Below are 19,937 nucleotides of genomic sequence, written 5' to 3'. Positions count from 1 at the left end.
TTGCCATTTGAGTTGCCAGCGATATGTGGCTTGAATGAAGTATAAGCGCAGCAAGGAGTTTGTCATGACCGAAGCTTCCGATCTTGTGGCCGAAATCGAAGCCCTGGGCGAGAAGCTGGCGGAGGCCAAATCCTCGATCACCCAGCGGTTCATCGGGCAGGAGCGGGTCGTCGACCTGACCCTTTCCGCCCTGCTCAGCGGTGGCCATGGCTTGCTGATCGGCCTGCCGGGGCTGGGCAAGACCCGTCTGATCGAAACGCTGTCGACGGTCATGGGCATGGATTCCGCCCGGATCCAGTTCACCCCCGACCTGATGCCGGCAGATATTCTGGGCTCGGAGGTTCTGGAAACCGCCGCCGACGGCACCCGCGCCTTCCGGTTCCTCGAAGGGCCGGTGTTCTGCCAGCTTCTGATGGCCGACGAGATCAACCGCGCCAGCCCGCGCACCCAGTCGGCGCTGCTGCAGGCGATGCAGGAGAAATCCGTGACCATCGCCGGGCAGCCCCATGCCCTGCCGCCGCCTTTCCACGTTCTGGCGACCCAGAACCCGATCGAGCAGGAGGGCACCTATCCGCTGCCCGAAGCCCAGCTTGACCGCTTTCTGGTGCAGATCGACGTGAACAATCCCGACCGCGATACCGAGCGCGAGATCCTGCTCGCCACCACCGGGCTTGAGGATGCGCAAAGCCATCAGGTGTTCACCGGCGAAGACCTGATCGCGGCCCAGACCGTGCTGCGGCGGATGCCGGTGGGCGAGGCGGTGGTGGAAACCATCCTCGATCTGGTGCGGGCCTGCCGCCCCGACGATCCCGACGCCCCGGCGGCGGTGCGCGAAAGCGTCAGCTGGGGCCCCGGTCCGCGCGCGGCGCAGGCGTTGATGCTGATGGTGCGCGCGCAGGCGCTGCTGGAAGGGCGGCTTGTGCCCACCGCCGATGATGTTGCCCGCATGGCGCGCCCGGTGCTGATCCACCGGATGCAGCTGACCTTTGCCGCCCGCGCCCGGGGCGAGGGACTGGCGCCGCTGATCGATCAGGTCGCCGCCGCCGTCACCCGGACCGAGGCGGCTGCGTGACCTCTGACCCCGCGTCTTCCACGGCCCGGTCGGGCCTGCGCCGCGATGGCGAGGCCCTGGCCGCGCCGCTGCCACCGCTGCTGGCGAATGCCGAACATCTGGCCTCGACCATGCTTCTGGGCGATCACGGCCGCCGCCGCGCCGGCATGGGCGAGGAATTCTGGCAGTACCGTCCCGCCATGGCCAATGACGAGGCGCGGCTGATCGACTGGCGCCGCTCGGCCCGGTCGGACATGCTGTACGTGCGCGAAAAGGAATGGCAGGCGGCGCAATCGGTGGTGCTCTGGGTCGATGGATCGCAGTCGATGGAGTTCACCTCGGGGACGCATCCGCCCAAGGGCGACCGGGCGCGGATGCTGGCCATGGCCATCGCCATCCTGCTGTTGCGCGGCGGCGAGCGTGTCGGTCTGACCGGGCAGGCGGTACCGCCCCGGCGCGGCGACATCCAGCTTCTGCGCATCGCCGACGGCCTGTTGGGCGCACCCGATGCGCGCGAGGATTTCGGCGCACCGGACGTGCGCGGCATCCTGCCCAAGTCGCGGGCGCTGTTCATCTCGGATTTCATGGGCCCGCTGGTCGAGGTCGAAGCCGCCCTGACCGAAGCCGCCGACCTGGGCGTGCGCGGCGCGCTGCTGCAGGTGCTGGACCCGGCGGAAGAGGCCTTTCCCTACGATGGCCGCACCGTGTTCGAAAGCATGGGCGGCGGGCTGCGCCATGAAACGCTGGAAGCGGGCGGATTGCGCGACCGCTATCTGGACCGGATGGCAGAGCGCAAGGCGCGGCTGGCCGAGCTGGCCCGCATCACCGGCTGGCAGATGCTGACCCATCACACCGGCGACAGCGCGCAAACGGCGCTGCTGTGGCTTTACGGCGCGCTGGAACGGCGGCGCTGATGCTGGTTCTGGGGCCCATCGCCTTTGCCGCGCCCTGGGTGCTGACCGCGCTGGCGGTGCTGCCGGTGCTGTGGCTGATCCTGCGCGCGGTGCCGCCCGCGCCGCGGCGGCGGCGGTTTCCCGGCGTCATGCTGCTGCTGGGCCTGCGCGACGACGAAAGCCAAAGCGACCGCACCCCGTGGTGGCTGCTGCTGTTGCGGATGCTGGCGGTGGCGGCGGTGATCCTGGCCTTCGCCGGACCGATCCTGAACCCGCGCGCGACGGCAGAACCGGGCCGGAGTCCATTGCTGATCCTGTTGGATGGCACCTGGGCCGATGCCCGCGACTGGGCGGCCCGGATCGACCGGGTCGAGGCGGCTTTGGGCGAGGCCAGCCGCACCGCGCGCCCGGTCTCCATCGCCGTGACCACCGATCTGCCGGCAGGCGTGGCCGAGTTTCAGGCGGCTGACGCGTGGCGATCCCGGCTGGCCAGCCTTGCGCCCGCCCCCTGGGCCGCCGATCCGGCAGAACTGGCAAGCTGGACACGCGCGCAACCGGACGGTTTCGACACGCTGTGGCTGTCGGACGGGCTGGCCCGCGCGGGACGCGACGAGGCTCTGGCCGCCTTGCAGGACAAGGGCGGCGTGCGGATCTTCGAAAGCCCGCGCGCGGTGCTGGCGCTGCGTCCGCCAGTCTATGTCGACGGGCTGATCGAAATCACCGCCCTGCGCGCCCGCGACAGCGGCGCGTTGCAAGTGCCTGTGGCGGCCATGGGTCTGGATCCCACCGGGGCCGAGCGGATGCTGGCCCAGGCCGAGGCCAGCTTTGCCCCCGGCGCCCGTCAGGCCGAGCTGTCGTTGTCGCTGCCGGCGGAACTGCGCAACCGCATCACCCGGTTCGAGATCACCGGCGGCCGCTCGGCTGGGGCGGTCAGTCTGACCGACGACGCCCTGCGCCGCCGCGAGATCGCCCTGATCGCGGGCCGCGAGGATCGCGAGGGCCTGCAACTGCTGTCGCCGCTGCATTATCTGGAACAGGCGCTGGAACCCAATGCCGACCTGATCGACGGCGCCATCGCCGACATTTTTCAAGCCAACCCCGATGTGATCGTGCTGGCTGATGTGGCGCGGCTGACCGGGGCCGAGACCGAGGAGATCGCCGGTTGGATCGACCGGGGCGGCCTGCTGCTGCGCTTTGCCGGGCCACGTCTGGCGGCGGCGGATCTGGGCGATGACGACGCGGCAGCCCTGCTGCCGGTGCGGCTGCGCGCCGGGGGGCGCACGGTGGGCGGCGCCATGAGCTGGGGCGAGCCGAAGGCGTTGCGCCCCTTCCCCGAGACCAGCCCCTTCTACGGGTTGGACATCCCTGCCGAGGTCACCGTGACCTCGCAGGTGCTGGCGCAGCCCGATCCCGACCTGCCCGAACGGGTCATCGCCGCGCTGGCCGACGGCACCCCGCTGGTCACCCGCCAGCGTCTGGGCGCCGGGCAGATCGTGTTGTTCCACGTCACCGCCAATGCCGAATGGTCGACGCTGCCGCTGTCGGGCCTGTTCGTGCAGATGCTGGAACGGCTGTCGGTGGCCGCGCGGGTGGGCACCGAAACCGCCGAGGATCTGGCCGGCACCACCTGGCAGGCGGTGGAGCATCTGGATGCCTTCGGGGTGCTGTCCCCGGCAGGCATGTCCGAAGGTCTCGACGGCGCGACCCTGCTGGCATCTTCGGTGGGACCGGCGCTGCCGCCGGGGCTTTACGCCTCGGACGATCAGCGGCGGGCGATCAATGTGATCGGCGCCGAAACCGAGCTTGCCCCGGCGATCTGGCCCGCAGGGGTGCCGGTGGAGGGGCTGGAGGTCGCCCGCGAAACCCGGCTGGCGGGACCGCTTCTGGTGCTGGCACTGGGTCTGATGGTGGCCGATGTGGTGGCCTCGCTACTGCTGTCGGGCCTGCTGGGCCTGCGCCGGGCCGGTGCCGCGATGGTGCTGCTGGCGGCGCTCACCCTGTCCGCGCCCGACCCTCTGCAGGCGCAGGACGCCGACCCGCTGGTCGTGGATGACGCCTATGCCATCCGGGTCACCAGCGAGGTTGTCCTGGGCCATGTGGTGACCGGCAACTCGGCGGTGGACGACACCGCCCGCGCCGGACTGCACGGGTTGTCGCGCACCCTGTTCGCCCGCACCTCGATCGAACCGGGCCCGCCGGTGGCCGTAGATCTGGAGACCGATGAACTGGCCTTCTTCCCGGTGCTCTACTGGCCTGTGACGCCGGATCAGCCGCGCCCCTCGTCCGAGGCCTATGCCCGGCTGAACCGCTATCTGCGCGGCGGCGGGATGATCCTGTTCGACACCCGCGACGCCGATCTGGCCGCCATGGGCAGCGAGACCGCGAACACCCGCAAGTTGCAGGATCTGGCCCGACCGCTGGACATCCCGCCGCTGGAACCGGTGCCCGAGGATCACGTGCTGACCCGCACCTTCTATCTGCTGCAGGACTTTCCCGGCCGCCATGCCCGCGGCCCGCTGTGGGTCGAGGCGGCCCCCCCCGATGCCGAGCAGGTCGAGGGCATGCCGTTCCGCAATCTCAACGACGGGGTGACCCCGGTGGTGATCGGCAGCAATGATTGGGCCGCGGCCTGGGCGATGGACGATCAGGGCCGCAAGATGTTCCCCGTCGGGCGCGGTTATGCCGGAGAGCGGCAGCGCGAGATGGCCTATCGCTTTGGCATCAACCTGGTGATGCATGTGCTGACCGGCAACTACAAATCCGATCAGGTGCATGTGCCTGCGCTGCTGGATCGGTTGGGACAATAGATGACACGCGAGATCCTCTATGACCCGCTGATCGCGCCCGTCTTGCTGGCGATACTGGCCGTGGTTCTGGCGGTGGCCATCGGTGTCGCCTTCTGGCGCGGGCTGACCGGCTGGGCGCTGCGCGGCGCCGCCGGGCTGCTGGTGCTGGCGGCGCTGGCCAACCCCTCGGTGCAGATCGAGAACCGCGCCGCCCTGTCGGACATCGTCATTCTCGTGATCGACGAAAGCGCGAGCCAGCGGATCGGCGTGCGCCCCGCGCAGACCGAGGCCGCGCAGGCGCGTGTCGAGGCCGAAGTGGCGCAACTGCCCAACACCGAGTTGCGCATCCTGCGGCTGGGCGACGGGCCGGGCAACGAGGGCAGCCTGCTGATGACCGCCCTGTCCGAGGCCCTTGCCGACGAGCCGCGCGCCCGCGTCGCCGGGATGCTGCTGCTGTCCGATGGCCAGTTGCACGATCTGCCGCGCGCCCCCGACCTGCCCGCCCCGCTGCACCTGCTGCTGACCGGCGAGGCGCAGGACTGGGACCGGCGGCTGGTGGTCACCAACGCGCCCTCCTTCGCGATCATGGGCGAACCGGTGTCGCTGACCCTGCGGCTGGAGGATCAGGGCGCAGTGCCGCCCGAGTTGCAGGGCCGCGCCGAATTGGACATCAGCATCGATGGCGCCGAGGCGCGCCGGGTGACCGTGCCCGTGGGCCGCGACATCACCGTGCCGGTGGATCTGCCGCACGGCGGCATGAACGTGATCCGCTTTGCCACGGCCCCCTCCGTGGGCGAGTTGACCGACCGCAACAACGCCGCCGTGGTGCGCATCAACGGGGTGCGCGACCGGCTGCGGGTGCTGCTGGTGTCGGGCGAACCCCATGCGGGCGAGCGGACCTGGCGCAACCTGCTGAAATCCGACAGCTCGGTCGACCTGGTGCATTTCACCATCCTGCGCCCGCCGGAAAAGCAGGACGGGGTGCCGGTGACGGAACTGTCGCTGATCGCTTTCCCGACGCGCGAGTTGTTCCTGGACAAGATTGACGAGTTCGACCTGATCATCTTCGACCGCTACAAGCGGCGGGGCATCCTGCCGGCGCTCTACCTGGACAATATCCGCAACTATGTCGAACAGGGCGGCGCGGTGCTGGTCGCGGCGGGGCCGGATTTTGCCTCGGCCGTCAGCCTGTTCCATTCGCCGCTGGCCGAGGTGCTGCCGGCGGAACCGACGGCGCAGGTTCTGGAGCAGGGGTTCCATCCCACGATCACCGATCTGGGCCGCAAGCATCCGGTGACCGAGGCGCTGGACGCCGGCACCGCCCCCGGCGACCCGCCGCCCTGGGGGCGCTGGTTCCGGCTGATCGACGTGACGCCCTATCCGGACGCCGAAACCGTGATGACCGGGGCCGAGGGCCGTCCGCTGCTGCTGCTGGACCGGGTTGGCGAGGGCCGCGTGGCGCTGCTGGCCTCGGATCAGGCCTGGCTGTGGAGCCGGGGCTTCGAAGGCGGCGGGCCTCAGTTGGAACTGCTGCGGCGGTTGGCGCACTGGATGATGAAGGAACCCGAGCTTGAGGAAGAGGCGCTGGTGGCCGACGGACAGGACGGCACCCTGATCCTCACCCGCCGCACGCTGGGCGAGGCGCCGGGCGCCTTCGAGGTGACCCGGCCCGATGGCACCACCCTGACGCTGGAGCCGGAGCAGGTGGCGCCGGGCCGGTTCGAGGCGCGGCTGGAAGGGGCGGGCATCGGCCTGTACCGTGTCAGCGACGGGGAGCGCGAGGCGGTGGCGGCCCTTGGCCCCTCGGCCCCGCGCGAATTCGAGCAGACCATTGCCAGCGGCGAATTTCTGGACCCCTTGATCGCCGGATCGGGCGGCGGGGTGCGTCGGATCGAGGCCGGGGTGCCGGACCTGCGCGCCGTGCGTCCGGGACGTCCCGCCGCCGGGCGTGGCTGGCTGGGCATCACCCCGCGCGAGGCCTATCGCACCACCGACATCACCGTGCGCCCCTTCCTGCCAGGCTGGGCCTGGCTGGGGCTGGTCGCGGCTTTCCTGATCGGCGCGTGGCTGTGGGAAGGCCGTCGCCGGGTCAGCGTGGCAAGGTCAGCGTAAACTCCGCAGGCCCCCAGCCATCGGTCTGGCAATGGGCGCGGATCCGCACTTCGTTCAGGTCCGCCGGGATCGCGACGCCGCTCAGGCTGCGGGTGAAGGGCTGTTCCTGTACGTGCGGATGCAGCAACTCGCGATATCCGAGCACCTGCCCGTCGGGGGTCAGAACCTCCCACCCGTCGGCATAGTGGTCCCATCCGGTGTCGGGGTGGCGCAGGGTCACGTCGATGCGCCAGGTCTGGCCGGTGGCGGTGGCGCTTGCGTCCACGACCTCGGGCAGATCGGCCAGGGCCGGGGCGGCGGCAATGAAGGTCAAAAGCAATGCAAATCGTGTCATGGGCGCAGTCTGGCACAGGATGGCCGCCGCCACCGCTCACAGTTCAGTCATCGATGCCTTGCAGCAGCACGTCGCGGGTCTGGGAGCCGAATTCTCGGCGCAGGACCACCGCCACCGTCAGCAGCGTGGTCAGGATCAGCGGCAGGGCGCCCACCAGCCAGGCCAGCGCGCCCATGGCGAAATAGATCGACCGCAGTCCACGGTTGAACGCCTTGGCCGCCGTGATGTTCAACTCGGCCGCTTGCTGGCAGCGGTGCGGGCCGACGGGATCGTCAACCTCGTTGGGGATCGTGCCCAGCATCACCGCGCAATAGCCGAAGATGCGGTTGGCCCAGACGAATTTCAGGAAGGCGTTGACCACCAGCAGCAGGATCAGGATCAGCTTCATTTCCAGAACCACTTTCGAGCTTTCGGCCAGCGAAAGTTCCGAGGCCAGCGTCGTCAGCCGTTCGATATTGCCGACCAGCGCCAGCCCGCCGCCCAGGGCGATCATGGCGGTCGAGGCGAAAAAGGCCGTGCCTTGCCGCAGGCTGCCGACGATCATCGAATCGAACACCCGTGGCTCGCGGGTGATGACATGGCTCATCCAGATCCGCCGGTAGCGCGTCATCAGCACCGACACCGAGGGAAAGCGGCGCGGCGGATGTTCGATCAACACCCCCACCCCCTGCCATGCCACCAGCAGCAAGAGCAGCGCGACCGCGTCCAGCCAGTTCAGCAGGCCCAGTTGGGCGGGGATCATGATGCGATCCAAGGCAGACCTCCGGTTTTGCGGACTGGCCGCGACTGATCCTGCCATACAGACTGAGGGTCGAGGCGTGCAACCGCAACCGGGCCTGCGTTTGGCCCCCCGGGGGAAATTCGTGACAATCGTCCGGGCAAAGCGCGAAATGTTAAGCATGATTTTCGGACACGGCCCGAAATTTGCCGACTTTACTGACCGAGTCGCCGCATTCCACCCAAGACACATCTTTTCAGGCATGGCATAGTTAACCGCATGATCCGCATCTTCGTACCCATCCTGTTCGGCCTTGTGCTGATGGCGACCACGGCCCCGGTTTCGGCCAAGGACACCAGGGGCAGCCGCGAAATGCTGACCGTGCAGGAACAGAACCGCTGGCAGGCCATCGGGCGGCTGAATGTCACCGGCATCGGCTTTTGCACCGCGACGGCGGTCGGGGCCGATCTGATCCTGACGGCGGCGCATTGCGTTGTGGACAAGCGCACGGGCAAACCTGTGCGCCCCGAGCGGGTCCATTTTCTGGCCGGGTTCCGGGCGGGTACTTATGCCGCCCATGGTTTGGGCCGCGAGATCGTGCTGATGCCGGGCTACAACCGCTCTATGCGGACGGTGGATCGCGACATTGCCTTGATACGGCTGGCGGCACCTTTGCCGGCCACGATCACCCCGATCTCCACCGGACGCGGCGTGCAACCGGATCTCAGCCTGCACACCCTGTCTTACGGGCTAGACCGCGCCCAGATCCCCTCGATCGAGCGGGATTGCCACCTGAAGAACCGGGTCGGGGCGGTGATCTATACCAGTTGCGACGGCGTTCCGGGGGTCTCGGGCGCGCCGGTGGTGCAGCTGGTCAAGGGCAAGCCGCAGGTCGTGGCCGTGGCCTCGGCGGTGATGGCGCGGCAGAAGGCACCGATGCTGCGCGGCACGGTTCTGGCCGTTGATGCCGGCGCGCGGCGGCTGGACATCCTGCGCCGCCAGATGGACGCCACCGATGTGGTGATGCTGAATCCGGTGCGCGACGGGTCTTGAACCCCATCTGACAGTTCCTAAATCTGGATCATCGGGTCGCCAGTCGGGGCCCGTTTCTGACCGCGGCCGTCCTTTGGAGGCCGCACAACATCGTTGTCGCTCAATGGAGGATGACCCATGCGCAATTTTGACCTTGCACCGCTTTACCGTGCCACCGTCGGTTTCGACCAGGTGGCGGACCTGATGGATCGGGTTCTGGCATCGGATGTCAGCCAGCCCAGCTATCCGCCCTACAACATCGAAAAGACCGCCGATGACGCCTGGCGCATCTCGATCGCCGTGGCCGGCTTCACCGAGGATGAGCTTTCGGTGGAACTGCGGGAAAACGCGCTTCTGGTTTCGGCCAAGAAAGCGCCGGAAGACACCAATCGCACCTATCTGCATCGCGGCATCGCCACCCGCGCCTTCGAGCGCCGGTTCCATCTGGCCGATCATGTGCGCGTGACTGCCGCCTCGCATCAGGACGGCATGTTGCACATCGACCTGACCCGCGAAGTGCCCGAGGCCCTGAAACCGCGCCGGATCGAGATCACCAATGGTGTTCGGGACGCAGCAGGCGAGGCCCGGCCGGTCAACTAAGACCAGCCGCGTACATCGCATTCGCACACTGGCCCGCGCTTCGGCGCGGGCCTTTTCGCGTTCAGGCAGGCCGGATTGCCGCAGCTGCACAATTCGCTCGCCCCTGATCCTGCCCGCCCGCTAATCTGAGCGCGGTACAGGAGTTTCACCATGCTCGGCATTCTCATTTCTCTAATTCTCTTGATGTATTTGGCCTATCGCGGAATCAGCGTGCTGATCCTGGCGCCGGTGCTGTCGCTGCTGGCCGCAGGTCTGTCAGGCGGTGCGCCGATCCTGGCCACCTATACGCAGGTCTTCATGGAGGCGCTTGGCGGCTATGTCATCAAGTTCTTCCCCCTGTTCCTGCTGGGCGCGATCTTCGGCAAGCTGATGGAGGTGTCGGGCAGCGCCCGTGTCATCGCCGAATGGATCGTCGAAAAGGTCGGGCAGAAACAGGCGGCCCTGGCCGTGGTTCTGGCCTGCGGGGTGCTGACCTATGGCGGGGTCTCGCTGTTCGTGGTGGCCTTCGCGGTCTATCCCATCGCGGCGGCACTGTTCGCGCGGGCGGATTATCCCAAGAAATTCATCCCCGCCACCATCGCGCTCGGCTCGTTCACCTTCACCATGACGGCGCTGCCCGGCACCCCGGCGATCCAGAACGCGATTCCGGCGCCCTATTTCGGCACCGATGCCTTCGCCGCGCCGATCCTGGGGCTGCTGGCCGCGGTGATCATGTTCACGGGCGGCGTCGCCTGGCTGAACATGCGTATCGGCCGCGCCCGCGCCGCCGGGCTGGGTTATGGCGAGGAGGACCAGTATTCCGCCATCGCAGCCCTGCCGCCGACGGTCGAGGACAACGACCCGCCGTTCTGGGCCGCGATCCTGCCGATCTTCGTGGTTATCGGTCTGAACCTGATCCTGTCGCGCTTTGTCTACCCGGCGATGGATTTCTCCTATCTGGCCGAGGAGATCTACGGCGGTATCGTGATCGATGACGTGCGCGGGCTGTGGGCGATCATCACCGCGCTCACCGCTTCGATCCTCGTGCTGATCGGGCTGAACTGGAAGCGGTTTTCAGGGACGCTGAATACGACGATCACGCAGGGGGTCAACGGCTCGTTCCTGCCGATCTTCAACACTGCGTCCGAGGTCGGCTATGGCACCGTCATCGCCTCGCTGCCCGCTTTCGCGCTGATCAAGAACGGGGTCACCGGGATCATGCCGGAGGTGCCGCTGGTGTCGCTGGCCATTGCGGTGAATGCCCTGGCGGGGATCACAGGCTCGGCCTCGGGCGGCATGAGCATCGCGCTGGAGGCGCTGGGATCGACCTATCTGGAACTGGCCGAACTGGCCAATGTCAGCCCCGAACTGCTGCACCGGGTCGCGGCCCTGTCCTCGGGCGGTTTCGACTGCCTGCCGCACAATGGCGCCGTCATCACACTGTTGGCGATCACCAGCCTGACCCACAAGAAAAGCTATGTGGACATCTTCGTCGTCGCCGTGGCGGTACCGGTGGTGGCGCTGATTACCGTGATCGTTCTGGGCAGCCTGTTCGGGTCGGTCTAGGGCCGACGCCCCTGCCGCCTATTTGGTGACTTGTCCTGCCAGACGGTTGCCCTGTGCGTTCAGCAGGACCAGCTTCTTGTCGCGGACCACGTAAAGGTCGAAGCGCGGGCTGGAATAGTCGATGCAGCGCGTGCCGTTGGCATAGAACCGGAAGGCCGGTGCGGCATAGCTCTTGCCGCCAGCCAGATAGGCGTAGGAGCCATCGGTCTTGTATACTTCGGTGCCCTCGCTGCCGTATTTCACCTTCTTGCCGGTCAGCAGATTCTGCAGGTAATCGCCGCTGACGCGCTGGTCCCCGGACTGGATGTTCCAGCCCATCTTGGGGGCGTTCGCGGGGCAGCCGCCTGCAAGGGCGGGTGCGGCCGAAATGGCAAGGCAGGCGAGTGCGGCGGCAAATGACGTGTTCATGAGGTTTTCCTTTCAAATCAACAAGCATATCCTTCAATGCGCATGACCCCACGTCAACAGTACCACCTGCCGCACAGGGCATTTCAGGTGGCACCGGTTGACCGCCCTGCGCCACAAGGCCAATCTGGCGCGATTGCGACACGAAAGGCTCTCCGATGGACATGCGCACCGCCTATGAGATCACCGCCTATATCCCGCAGGCTGATGCGGTGATCGAGGGCTGGACCGAGGATGCGGCGGATCACCGGGCGGTCGAGGCGTCGATCGGGCGGGCCATGCTGAACCTGCCCTACGGGGATCATCCACGGGCCCGCTATGACCTGTTCCTGCCGGCCGGACGGCCCGAGGGGCTGGTCGTCTTCGTGCACGGCGGCTATTGGCGGCGCTTTGACCGCAGCGATTTCTCGCATTTCTCGCGCGGGGCGGTGGCGCGGGGCTGGGCGGTGGCAATGCCCTCCTACCCGCTGGTGCCCGAGGTGCGCATTTCCGAGATCACGCAGCATGTGGCGCGGGCCATCGCCACGGCGGCGGCACGGGTGCCGGCGGGGCCGATGATCCTGGCGGGTCATTCCGCGGGCGGGCATCTGGTGGCGCGCATGGCCGAGGCGAACGGCCCTTTGTCAGCGGTGCTACAGGACCGAGTGCAGCGGGTGGTGCCGATCTCGCCGCTGGGTGATTTACGCCCCTTGCTGCAAACGCCGCTGAACGCCGATCTGCATCTGGATGCCGTCGAGGCCGAGGCTGAAAGCCCGATCCTGCGCCGACCCGCGCCGGGCCTTGCGGTGACGATCTGGGCCGCCGAGCATGAACGCCCGGTGTTCCTGCAACAGGCCGAGGATCTGGCCCGCGCCTGGGGGGGCGGGCACCGGATTGCGCCGGGCTGTCATCATCTGGACGTGATCCACGGGCTGGCAGAGCCGGACAGCCCGCTGACCGAAAGCCTGTTTACGGGTTGAAGCCGGCCAGCCCGTCCAGATCCATGCTTTCCAGCATCGGCATCATCACGTCGGTGCTGGCGCCCTCGGCCTGGATCAGGAAGCGGTTGGCCACCAGCGTCATCAGTTGTCCGTCGGTTTCCAGCACCTTGACGCTGCCCATCCGGTGCAGCTTGCCGCCCGAGGCGGTGGCCAGCATCGGGTTGGCCAGCATTGGCGCCATCGCCATCATCATCGGGCTGTCGGCCAGCAGGGTGATCGAGAAGCTTTGGTCGCCATTGCTGTAGGTCGCCTCGGCCCCGGTGCCGCCGCCGGTGAAGGCCAGTGCGCCGCTCATCTCGGTGCTGACCTCGCGGGTCCAGCCCTCGGAGGCTTCGGGCAGAAAGGCGGCCAGCCCGTCGGTGCGCATGGCCTGCAGCAGGCTTTGGGCATAGGCCAGTTCCTCGATCGCGGCGGTGATGTTGCCGTCGTCATAGGCGGCGCGGGCGGCGTCCAGCGTGTCGGTCACATCGTCGGCCAGTGCGGGCGTTGTGGTCAGCAGCAGGCAAAGCGCGGTACGGGTGGGGAAGCGGAACATGGGGTCTCGACCTCGTGGACATCATCTGAGGACAGGGTGGCGCGATCAGCCGGACTGTTCAACCAGAGATCGCCAGCAGGGCAGGATATCCCCCGGTTCCGGGCGGGCATGGAAAACTCCGCGCGCGATTGCGCGGGCCATGCAGGTGGCCGCCGCGTGCCCCAGATCCAGAAGTGGGGTCAGATCGTCGTCGGGCAGCGGGTGCGCGCCCGAAGCGGCAGCAAAGACCAGATCGCCGTCCAGCAGCGTGTGCGAGGGGAACAGGGCCCGTGCCAACCCGTCATGGGCGCAGGTGGCCAGCCGGGTGGCCTGTGCCTGTGTCAGATCGGCATCGGTGGCGACAATGGCGATGGTGGTGCTGGCGCCGGGCTGCGTGTCCTTGCGCGGCGCCGGGTCCGGGGCCGGATGCGGGCAGATGCCTGCGCCGCCGAATTCGTCGCCCACCTCGAAGGGGGCGGCCCAGAACTGCCGGTGCGGATGCACATTCGCCGCCCCCAGCGCGTTGACCGCCACCAGGGCGCCGACGGTAAAGGGGCCGACCCGGACCGAGGCCGAACCCAGCCCGCCTTTCAGCGTGGCGGTGGTGGCGCCGCATCCCGCGCCCACCGACCCGAGCGCGAAATCCATGACCGCTGCCGCCAGCGCCTGTTGACCCAGATCGGGGTAGGGAGAGGCCACCCACCCCTTGTCGCCGCCGTTCAGCAGGTCGAACAGGATGGCGCCGGGCACGATGGGCACGCGCTGGCCGCCGACCTCGAACCCGCGCCCGGCGGCCCGTAGCGCCTGGCGGACGCCATCGACCGCGCCAAGACCCAAGGCAGACCCGCCGGAAAGCACCAGCGCATCCACCTGCTGCACCAGCTTGTCAGGGGCCAGCAAGTCGGTGTCGGTGGTACCGGGCGCGCCGCCCATCACATGCACGGCGGCGGTGAAAGGGGCGTCGGCTGTCAGGACCGTGGCGCCGGATTTCAGGCGGGGATCCTGCGCGTTGCCGACCCGGAACCCGGCAACATCGGTGATCAGATTGCGGGGGCCGGTGGGCATGATGTTTCTCCTGCGCTGCCCTTGCAGGCTCGGGCCTGCGGCGGTGCGGGTCAACCCCGCCCTGCGACCTTCCGCGATGCGGCAGGGTTTGTGAGCCCGGCTGCTCTCGCCTATGGTGGCCCGAACCGTGGGGCGGCTTGTTTGCGCGGCCTTGCGAACCCACATACTTTTCTCAAGTCAACGAGAGTGACCATGGTCTACGTGAAATGGATATTCTGGGGCCTCGTGGTCCTGTTGCTGGGCGGGTTCCTGCATTACACGCTGCCCCGCCACGACACCCTGCGCATCGTCGAGACCGAGGTCCGGCGCGTCGAGGTCGGCGAAGGGTCGCTGTTCTGGGGCTCGTCCGAGCCGGGCGCGGTGACGGCGGGCAACCGGGATGTGAAATTCATCTCGGGGGTGCGGGACAGCGGCCGCACCAAGGTGTTCCGCAACGAGGACACCGGCTGGGGCTGGCCGCCCTACATGAAGTTCAATTCCGCCGACCTGCAGGCACGGGCCGCGGATCTGACCTCGACCCAGGATGCGCCGCGCTGGATCCTTGTGAAATCCTATGGCTGGCGCAACCAGTTGCTGTCGGTCTTTCCCAATGTGCTGAGCCTGAAGGAAGTGCCCGGACCCGATCATCGCGTGATCCCGGTGTTCAACATCCTTGTGCTGACCGGGCTTGCGGCGCTGGTGCTGGTGATCCGGGCATTTCTGAAGCGGTTCTGGACCAACCGGGTGGATCCGGTGGTCGAGGATGTGGCCAGCGCCTTCGATGCGGCGGATGACCATATGGATGCAGCAGGCCGCCGGTTCCGTGGCCGGCGCGAGAAGTTCCGCGAATGGTGGGTGGAGACCTTCGGCGGCTGAGGCCGGGTGAAACTCCCGCCCCCTGCGGCCCTTGCGGGCCAAAGGCGTTGGGCCGCGCGCCGCTGCGCGGCGGATTGAGTATTTGGGACAAGAAAAATCCGGGGCAGGGAGCGATGCTTGCTGCCTAGCGTTTCAGAAGGCTGCCAAGGAGGCCGCGCACCATGCGGCGGCCGCGACGGGTGGACAGTTGCTGGACCATGGTTGTCGCGAAGGCCTCGCCCAGGGTCGAGGCCATGGAGCCGCTTTCGCTTTTTCCGGGCGAGTTCTTCCCGGTGTAGCGCGTGGCGCGGCCCGGTGAGGGTCGGGCGCTGTGTGACGGGCGGTTGAAAGTGTCGAAGGTGGCCTTCAGCTCGTCCCGGGAGGTGCTTTGGGGGGTCTTGGCCGCCGCACGGTCGGCAAGGATTTCATGGGCGGAACGCCGGTCGACGGCGGTGTCATAGCGACGGCCCAGCGGGGAGGCTGTGATCAGCGCGCGGCGTTCGTCTTCGGTCAGCGGTCCCATCTGGCTGGCGGGCGGGCGGATCAGGACGCGGTCCACCATGCCGGGGATGGCCTTGTCCTCCAGCAGCGACACCACGGCCTCGCCGGTGCCGACCTGCTGGATCGCCGTCGCGGTATCGAAGGCGGGGTTGGGCCGAAAGGTCTCGGCGGCGGTTTTCAGTGCCTTTGCATCGCGCGGGGTGAAGGCGCGCAGGGCGTGCTGGATGCGGTTGCCCAGTTGCGACAGCACGTCCTCGGGGATGTCATCGGGCAGTTGGCTGACGAAATAGACGCCCACCCCTTTTGAGCGCACCAGCCGGACCACCTGTTCGATCCGTTGCAGCAGGCTTTTCGGAGCGGTGTCGAACAGCAGATGCGCCTCGTCGAAGAAGAAGACGAGCTTCGGCTTGTCGGGGTTGCCGACCTCGGGCAGCTCTTCAAACAGTTCCGACAGCAGCCAGAGCAGGAACATGGCGTAGAGGCGCGGGGTGGTGATCAGCGTGTCGGCCATCAGGATGTTGACCTGGCCGCGCCCCTGGGCGTCAGTGGTCATCAGGTCCGACAGTTGCAGCGCCGGTTCGCCCAGAAACCCGCGCACGCCCTGGTTTTCCAGCACCAGCAGCGCCCGCTGCACCGCGCCCAGCGAGGCGCGGGCCACATGGCCATAGGACTGTTGCACCGCCTCGGTGTTGTCGCCGATCCAGTTCAGCACCGCCCGCAGGTCGTCGAGGTCCAGCAGCGCCATCCCCTGATCGTCGCAGATGCGGAAGGCGATGTTCAGAACCCCTTCCTGAACGTCGGTCAGGTCGAGCATGCGGGCCAGAAGCAGCGGCCCAAGCTCGGTCACCGTGGTGCGCACCGGGTGGCCGGACTGGCCAAAGATGTCCCAGAACACGACCGGGCAGGCGGCGGGGGCATAGTCCGCAAGCCCGATCTGGGCCGCGCGCGCCGTGATGCGGTCACTGGCTGCGCCCGGCTTGCCAAGGCCGCTGACGTCGCCTTTCACATCGGCCATGAACACCGGGACACCGGCGGCGGAGAACCCCTCGGCGAGGATCTGCATGGTCACCGTCTTGCCGGTGCCGGTGGCGCCCGCGATCAGCCCGTGACGATTGGCCAGATCCAGTTTCAGAACCTGCGGTGTGCGGTAGTCGCTGCCGCCGCCGCCGATGAAAATGCCTGACATGTTCTGCTCCCTCTTTTGGCCCGATCATGTCGGCGGGCGGGCGATGCGGCAAGGGCAGAGGGGGGGGCGTGCGCAAGGATGGCCGGGAGTTCCGTCGGGTTGGGCGAGACCTGCGCAAAGAGAAACCGCGGCCAAGGGGGGCCGCGGTTCGATGCATTCGTCTCTGGCGGGAGGCCTTCAGCCCGGGCTCATGCCGCGCAGCCGTTCAGACCGGCGGCGCAGGATCTCGAGCGTGGCCAGAAGGGCTACGGAGATCCCCACCAGCAGCGTCGCCACCGCAAGGATCGTCGGGCTGATCTGTTCGCGCAGGCCGATGAACATCTGCCACGGCAGGGTCTTCTGCCCGGCCGAGCCCACGAAGAGCACCACCACGACCTCGTCGAAGGAGGTGATGAAGGCGAACAGCCCGCCCGAGATTACGCCCGGCAGGATCAGCGGCATCTGCACCCGGAAGAAGGTGGTCACCGGGTTGGCGCCCATGTTGGCCGCCGCGCGCGTCAACGAGTTGTCGAAACCCACCAGCGTGGCCGTCACCGTGATGATGACGAAGGGAATGCCCAGTGCCGCATGGGCCAGCACCACGCCCATGTAGGTGCCTTGCAGGCCGATGCGCGAATAGAAGAAATACATCCCCGCCGCCGAGATGATCAGCGGCACGATCATCGGCGAAATCAGGATCGCCATGATGGCCCGGCGTCCTGGCACATGCGGCTGGCTGAGGCCGATGGCGGCCAGCGTGCCGAAGCTGACCGACAGCAGGGTCGCGACCGGCGCGATGGTCAGAGAATTCCACAGCGCCGATTGCCAGTCCGAATTGGTGAAGAAGTCCTGATAGTGCTTCAGCGAATAGCCTTCGGGCTTCAGGGCCAGCATCTCGGGGGTGAAGGTGAAGAAATCCTCGGCATTGAAGCTGAGCGGCATCACCACGATGATCGGCGTGATCAGGAACGCGAAGATCGCCCCGCATATGACCCGGAAGGTATAATGCCACAGCACCTGTCCGGGGGTCAGATAGGGCGCCAGCCCGGCGCGATAGCGGCCGTCCGCCAGCCAGAAGGTCAGGCTGCCGAAGAACCACCCCGCCAGGGCGCCGATGATCCCGCCCATGGTGCTGCCGGCGATCAGGCCGATGGCGGCGAAGATCACCACCAGTCCCAGCCGCACCGACCGGCGCGGCAGTTTCAGATGCATCAGCGCGAAGGCCATGCCGGCCATCAGAGCGGCGCCCAGCACCACGCCCAAAAGGCCCGAGCCCTGCGCCGTGCCCACGAACAGCCCCGCCAGCGCACCGAAGGCGCCGACGATGGGGCCGACAAAACTGAAGGGCTGCGGTTTCAGATCAATGATGGTTGCCATGGATCAGCCCCCCAGTTTCACGTTGTCGATGCCGACGATGCGATCATAGGCCCAGTACAGGATCAGCACCGCGGCCAGCAGGATCGCGCCAAGTGCGGCCCCCAGACCCCAGTTCAGCGAGCTGGAAATATGATAGGCGATCCGGTTCGAGATGAACGTCCCGGTGGTACCGCCGACGATCTCGGGCGTGATGTAGTAGCCGATGGCCAGGATGAAGACGAGGATCGAGCCTGCGCCGATGCCCGGCACCGACTGCGGGAAATAGACCCGCCAGAAGGCCGTCCAATTGGTCGCGCCCAGCGATTTGGCGGCACGCAGGTAGCTGGGGTTGATGGTCTGCATCACCGAGTAGAGCGGCAGGATCATGAAGGGCAGCAGGATGTGGGTCATGGCCACGATGGTGCCGAACTGGTTGTTGATCATGATCAGCCGGTTGGCGTCATCCACCAGACCCAGCCAGACCAGCACGTCGTTGATGACGCCTTGCTGTTGCAGCATGACCTTCCACGCCGAGGTGCGCACCAGCAGCGATGTCCAGAACGGCAGCAGCACCAGGATCATCAGCAGGTTCGCCGTGCGCATCCTCAGGTTGGCCAGCAGCCACGCCACCGGATAGCCCAGCAGGATGCAACTGGCGGTGATCACCAGCGACATGAACAGCGTGCGCTTGAACAGCATCAGGTAGATCTGCTGCGTCTCGGGCTGGTCGGTGATCCCGTCCGGGCCAAGCTGCTTGTCCACCGCGTTGAGGAAATAGCCCGGCGTGTAGCGCGGGGAATAGACACGAATGGTCTGCCAGACGGAAACATCTCCCCAATCCTCGTCGGCCTCGAGGAATTGTGCCTTCCGGCTGGCGCTTTCGAAGTCGGGCACCGCGGTCCGGGCTTCCTGCAGCAGATCGGCCTGGGGACCGGAATAGGCGGCAATCGCGGCCTCGGGGGCGGCCATCAGATCGCGGTAGAGCGCGCTGTAGACCGAGGTCCAGGGTTCGTCATCCAGCGCCGTTTCTTCTTCCTCGGTGCGCATGAAATCGGCGAACTGGCTGAAGGCCTCTGCGGTCTCAGGCAGCAGATCGGCGATGCCGGGGGCCAGTTCAAACGCCGGAGGCGGCGTGGAAAACCGTTGCCCGGCCTGTTTGGCGGCATCCTGCTTGGCCAGCCAGTCGGTGGCGGCCTGCCCATAGGCGGGGCTGGCCATCAGCGCGACCCAGGTGGTTTCTTCGCCCCAAGCGTCGTTCAGGTCTTCGAACTGGTCGACATAAAGATCGCCCATCTTTTCCACGGCCCGCCCGCTTTTGCGGAACAGCGACGACATGCCAACCTTTTCGTAGTTCAGGCGGCTGCCGAGACGGCTGTGGATCTTCAGTTCCTGGGCGATGAACAAGTCCTTGTAGAGCGCCTCGAACGCCGGGTCGCCGGGAACCTCGCCGCTGTCGGGGTCCCAGTCCTTCAGGGCCGCCACCGTGCGCGGCAGAGTGTCCGAGACGATCTGGTTTTCCACCGAGCGGAACAGCATGTCGGTGATCGGCGCAATGAAGGTCACAAGCACGAAGATCAGAAGCGGCGCGATCAGCGCCAGCGCCCGCAGTTTCTGAACACGAAGGGCGCGGTTCAGGCTCTTTTTCAGGGGGGTTCCGTCCGCAGAAAGAACACGGCCTGTCTGGGTTGCGTCGCTCATGCGTATCCCTCGACAATTGTGAAATCTGTTTCGGCGCAACTCTGCCGGATGGCGGCTGCGTCCTGGTATTCCGGGCTGTGATAGCAGGCGCGCGCGGTGGCCAGATCGGGGAAGGCGACGACCACATGGCGGGGGCGTGCCTCGCCTTCGGGCACATCGCTGTCGCCGCCGCGCACCAGGTATGTGCCGCCGAACGCCTCGATCACGGGCTGGGCCTTGCGCACATAATCCGGATACGGGGCCGGGTCGGTGACCTTGATATGGACGATCCAATATCCCTTGGACATGGGAGATCTCCTTTCCGGCTTTGGAAGAACAGGGCCCGAAGGCCCTGTCCGATATGCATGC

At 67.1% G+C, this 19,937-nt stretch carries 18 protein-coding genes; 9 read left to right on the top strand and 9 right to left on the bottom strand.

Annotated features, from left to right (window positions below):
• Positions 1 to 64 precede the first annotated feature (64 nt).
• Genes AB0T83_RS03625 through AB0T83_RS03610 form a run of 4 tightly spaced genes read left to right on the top strand, consistent with a single transcriptional unit; the run spans position 65 to position 6,842 of the window.
• Positions 65 to 1,072: an AAA family ATPase gene (locus AB0T83_RS03625; protein WP_366191647.1), complete on the top strand. Its 1,008-nt coding sequence runs from the start codon at positions 65 to 67 to the stop codon at positions 1,070 to 1,072.
• Positions 1,069 to 1,965, top strand: coding sequence for a DUF58 domain-containing protein (locus AB0T83_RS03620; RefSeq protein WP_366191645.1), 897 nt, complete (start codon positions 1,069 to 1,071; stop codon positions 1,963 to 1,965). The genes AB0T83_RS03625 and AB0T83_RS03620 overlap by 4 nt, the downstream gene beginning before the upstream one ends.
• Entirely contained in the window at positions 1,965 to 4,751 is a 2,787-nt protein-coding gene (locus AB0T83_RS03615; RefSeq protein ID WP_366191643.1) for a DUF4159 domain-containing protein, read from the top strand. The genes AB0T83_RS03620 and AB0T83_RS03615 overlap by 1 nt, the downstream gene beginning before the upstream one ends.
• A complete protein-coding gene (locus AB0T83_RS03610) occupies positions 4,752 to 6,842 on the top strand; it encodes a hypothetical protein (RefSeq protein WP_366191641.1) in 2,091 nt (696 codons plus the stop codon).
• Here the strand turns inward: AB0T83_RS03610 and AB0T83_RS03605 are convergent.
• Together AB0T83_RS03605 and AB0T83_RS03600 are read right to left on the bottom strand one after the other, a co-directional pair.
• Positions 6,820 to 7,176 carry a hypothetical protein gene (locus AB0T83_RS03605; RefSeq protein WP_366191639.1) on the bottom strand — a complete coding sequence of 119 codons (357 nt, stop codon included), beginning with the start codon at positions 7,174 to 7,176 and terminating at the stop codon, positions 6,820 to 6,822. The two genes, AB0T83_RS03610 and AB0T83_RS03605, sit on opposite strands and share 23 nt — an antisense overlap.
• Positions 7,177 to 7,219: 43 nt before the next feature.
• Complete coding sequence (locus AB0T83_RS03600; protein ID WP_366191637.1) at positions 7,220 to 7,930, bottom strand: DUF599 domain-containing protein; 711 nt, start codon at positions 7,928 to 7,930, stop codon at positions 7,220 to 7,222.
• A 243-nt stretch (positions 7,931 to 8,173) separates the two neighbouring features.
• On the opposite strand from AB0T83_RS03600, the gene AB0T83_RS03595 reads away from it, so the two are divergent.
• The 3 genes from AB0T83_RS03595 (at position 8,174) to AB0T83_RS03585 (ending at position 11,071) form a co-directional block, all read left to right on the top strand.
• The gene (locus AB0T83_RS03595; protein WP_366191635.1) at positions 8,174 to 8,947 is read left to right on the top strand and encodes a trypsin-like serine peptidase; all 774 of its coding nucleotides are present in this window, start codon (positions 8,174 to 8,176) and stop codon (positions 8,945 to 8,947) included.
• Between the two features lie 117 nt (positions 8,948 to 9,064).
• A complete protein-coding gene (locus AB0T83_RS03590) occupies positions 9,065 to 9,526 on the top strand; it encodes an Hsp20 family protein (RefSeq protein ID WP_366191633.1) in 462 nt (153 codons plus the stop codon).
• A 150-nt stretch (positions 9,527 to 9,676) separates the two neighbouring features.
• On the top strand, positions 9,677 to 11,071 hold the full coding sequence (locus tag AB0T83_RS03585) for a GntP family permease (protein ID WP_366191631.1): 1,395 nt from the start codon (positions 9,677 to 9,679) through the stop codon (positions 11,069 to 11,071).
• 18 nt (positions 11,072 to 11,089) lie between these two features.
• Here AB0T83_RS03585 and AB0T83_RS03580 read toward each other — a convergent pair whose 3' ends face one another.
• Entirely contained in the window at positions 11,090 to 11,479 is a 390-nt protein-coding gene (locus AB0T83_RS03580) for a hypothetical protein (RefSeq protein ID WP_366191629.1), read from the bottom strand.
• 155 nt (positions 11,480 to 11,634) lie between these two features.
• On the opposite strand from AB0T83_RS03580, the gene AB0T83_RS03575 reads away from it, so the two are divergent.
• A complete protein-coding gene (locus AB0T83_RS03575) occupies positions 11,635 to 12,435 on the top strand; it encodes a hormone-sensitive lipase (protein WP_366191627.1) in 801 nt (266 codons plus the stop codon).
• Here the strand turns inward: AB0T83_RS03575 and AB0T83_RS03570 are convergent.
• Positions 12,425 to 12,991 (bottom strand): hypothetical protein, encoded by a 567-nt coding sequence (locus AB0T83_RS03570; protein ID WP_366191625.1) that lies wholly within the window; start codon positions 12,989 to 12,991, stop codon positions 12,425 to 12,427. The genes AB0T83_RS03575 and AB0T83_RS03570 overlap by 11 nt on opposite strands.
• Positions 12,992 to 13,036: 45 nt before the next feature.
• Complete coding sequence (locus AB0T83_RS03565; RefSeq protein WP_366191623.1) at positions 13,037 to 14,035, bottom strand: P1 family peptidase; 999 nt, start codon at positions 14,033 to 14,035, stop codon at positions 13,037 to 13,039.
• 192 nt (positions 14,036 to 14,227) lie between these two features.
• Between AB0T83_RS03565 and AB0T83_RS03560 the strand changes: the two genes are divergently transcribed.
• The gene (locus tag AB0T83_RS03560) at positions 14,228 to 14,890 is read left to right on the top strand and encodes a DUF1523 family protein (protein WP_366191915.1); all 663 of its coding nucleotides are present in this window, start codon (positions 14,228 to 14,230) and stop codon (positions 14,888 to 14,890) included.
• 124 nt (positions 14,891 to 15,014) lie between these two features.
• Here the strand turns inward: AB0T83_RS03560 and AB0T83_RS03555 are convergent, their stop codons facing one another.
• From AB0T83_RS03555 to AB0T83_RS03540, 4 genes are all read right to left on the bottom strand, one after another.
• On the bottom strand, positions 15,015 to 16,556 hold the full coding sequence (locus AB0T83_RS03555; RefSeq protein ID WP_366191621.1) for a helicase HerA-like domain-containing protein: 1,542 nt from the start codon (positions 16,554 to 16,556) through the stop codon (positions 15,015 to 15,017).
• Between the two features lie 177 nt (positions 16,557 to 16,733).
• The gene (locus AB0T83_RS03550; RefSeq protein ID WP_366191619.1) at positions 16,734 to 17,912 is read right to left on the bottom strand and encodes an ABC transporter permease; all 1,179 of its coding nucleotides are present in this window, start codon (positions 17,910 to 17,912) and stop codon (positions 16,734 to 16,736) included.
• Between the two features lie 3 nt (positions 17,913 to 17,915).
• The gene (locus tag AB0T83_RS03545; RefSeq protein ID WP_366191618.1) at positions 17,916 to 19,589 is read right to left on the bottom strand and encodes an ABC transporter permease; all 1,674 of its coding nucleotides are present in this window, start codon (positions 19,587 to 19,589) and stop codon (positions 17,916 to 17,918) included.
• Positions 19,586 to 19,876: a DUF1330 domain-containing protein gene (locus tag AB0T83_RS03540; protein ID WP_366191616.1), complete on the bottom strand. Its 291-nt coding sequence runs from the start codon at positions 19,874 to 19,876 to the stop codon at positions 19,586 to 19,588. The genes AB0T83_RS03545 and AB0T83_RS03540 overlap by 4 nt, the downstream gene beginning before the upstream one ends.
• Positions 19,877 to 19,937: the final 61 nt, after the last annotated feature.

Source organism: Meridianimarinicoccus marinus (assembly GCF_040689105.1).
Classification (GTDB): domain Bacteria; phylum Pseudomonadota; class Alphaproteobacteria; order Rhodobacterales; family Rhodobacteraceae; genus Meridianimarinicoccus; species Meridianimarinicoccus marinus.
This window is presented reverse-complemented; position numbering and strand designations above follow the sequence as displayed.

Excerpts from the sequence above, each read along its gene's own strand:
- AB0T83_RS03590 (WP_366191633.1), top strand. The coding sequence starts at position 9,065 with ATGCGCAATTTTGACCTTGCACCGCTTTACCGTGCCACCGTCGGTTTC.
- AB0T83_RS03540 (WP_366191616.1), bottom strand. The coding sequence starts at position 19,876 with ATGTCCAAGGGATATTGGATCGTCCATATCAAGGTCACCGACCCGGCC.
- AB0T83_RS03565 (WP_366191623.1), bottom strand. The coding sequence starts at position 14,035 with ATGCCCACCGGCCCCCGCAATCTGATCACCGATGTTGCCGGGTTCCGG.
- AB0T83_RS03610 (WP_366191641.1), top strand. The coding sequence starts at position 4,752 with ATGACACGCGAGATCCTCTATGACCCGCTGATCGCGCCCGTCTTGCTG.
- AB0T83_RS03575 (WP_366191627.1), top strand. The coding sequence starts at position 11,635 with ATGGACATGCGCACCGCCTATGAGATCACCGCCTATATCCCGCAGGCT.
- AB0T83_RS03560 (WP_366191915.1), top strand. The coding sequence starts at position 14,228 with ATGGTCTACGTGAAATGGATATTCTGGGGCCTCGTGGTCCTGTTGCTG.
- AB0T83_RS03545 (WP_366191618.1), bottom strand. The coding sequence starts at position 19,589 with ATGAGCGACGCAACCCAGACAGGCCGTGTTCTTTCTGCGGACGGAACC.
- AB0T83_RS03550 (WP_366191619.1), bottom strand. The coding sequence starts at position 17,912 with ATGGCAACCATCATTGATCTGAAACCGCAGCCCTTCAGTTTTGTCGGC.
- AB0T83_RS03595 (WP_366191635.1), top strand. The coding sequence starts at position 8,174 with ATGATCCGCATCTTCGTACCCATCCTGTTCGGCCTTGTGCTGATGGCG.
- AB0T83_RS03625 (WP_366191647.1), top strand. The coding sequence starts at position 65 with ATGACCGAAGCTTCCGATCTTGTGGCCGAAATCGAAGCCCTGGGCGAG.
- AB0T83_RS03615 (WP_366191643.1), top strand. The coding sequence starts at position 1,965 with ATGCTGGTTCTGGGGCCCATCGCCTTTGCCGCGCCCTGGGTGCTGACC.
- AB0T83_RS03555 (WP_366191621.1), bottom strand. The coding sequence starts at position 16,556 with ATGTCAGGCATTTTCATCGGCGGCGGCGGCAGCGACTACCGCACACCG.
- AB0T83_RS03570 (WP_366191625.1), bottom strand. The coding sequence starts at position 12,991 with ATGTTCCGCTTCCCCACCCGTACCGCGCTTTGCCTGCTGCTGACCACA.
- AB0T83_RS03605 (WP_366191639.1), bottom strand. The coding sequence starts at position 7,176 with ATGACACGATTTGCATTGCTTTTGACCTTCATTGCCGCCGCCCCGGCC.
- AB0T83_RS03580 (WP_366191629.1), bottom strand. The coding sequence starts at position 11,479 with ATGAACACGTCATTTGCCGCCGCACTCGCCTGCCTTGCCATTTCGGCC.
- AB0T83_RS03585 (WP_366191631.1), top strand. The coding sequence starts at position 9,677 with ATGCTCGGCATTCTCATTTCTCTAATTCTCTTGATGTATTTGGCCTAT.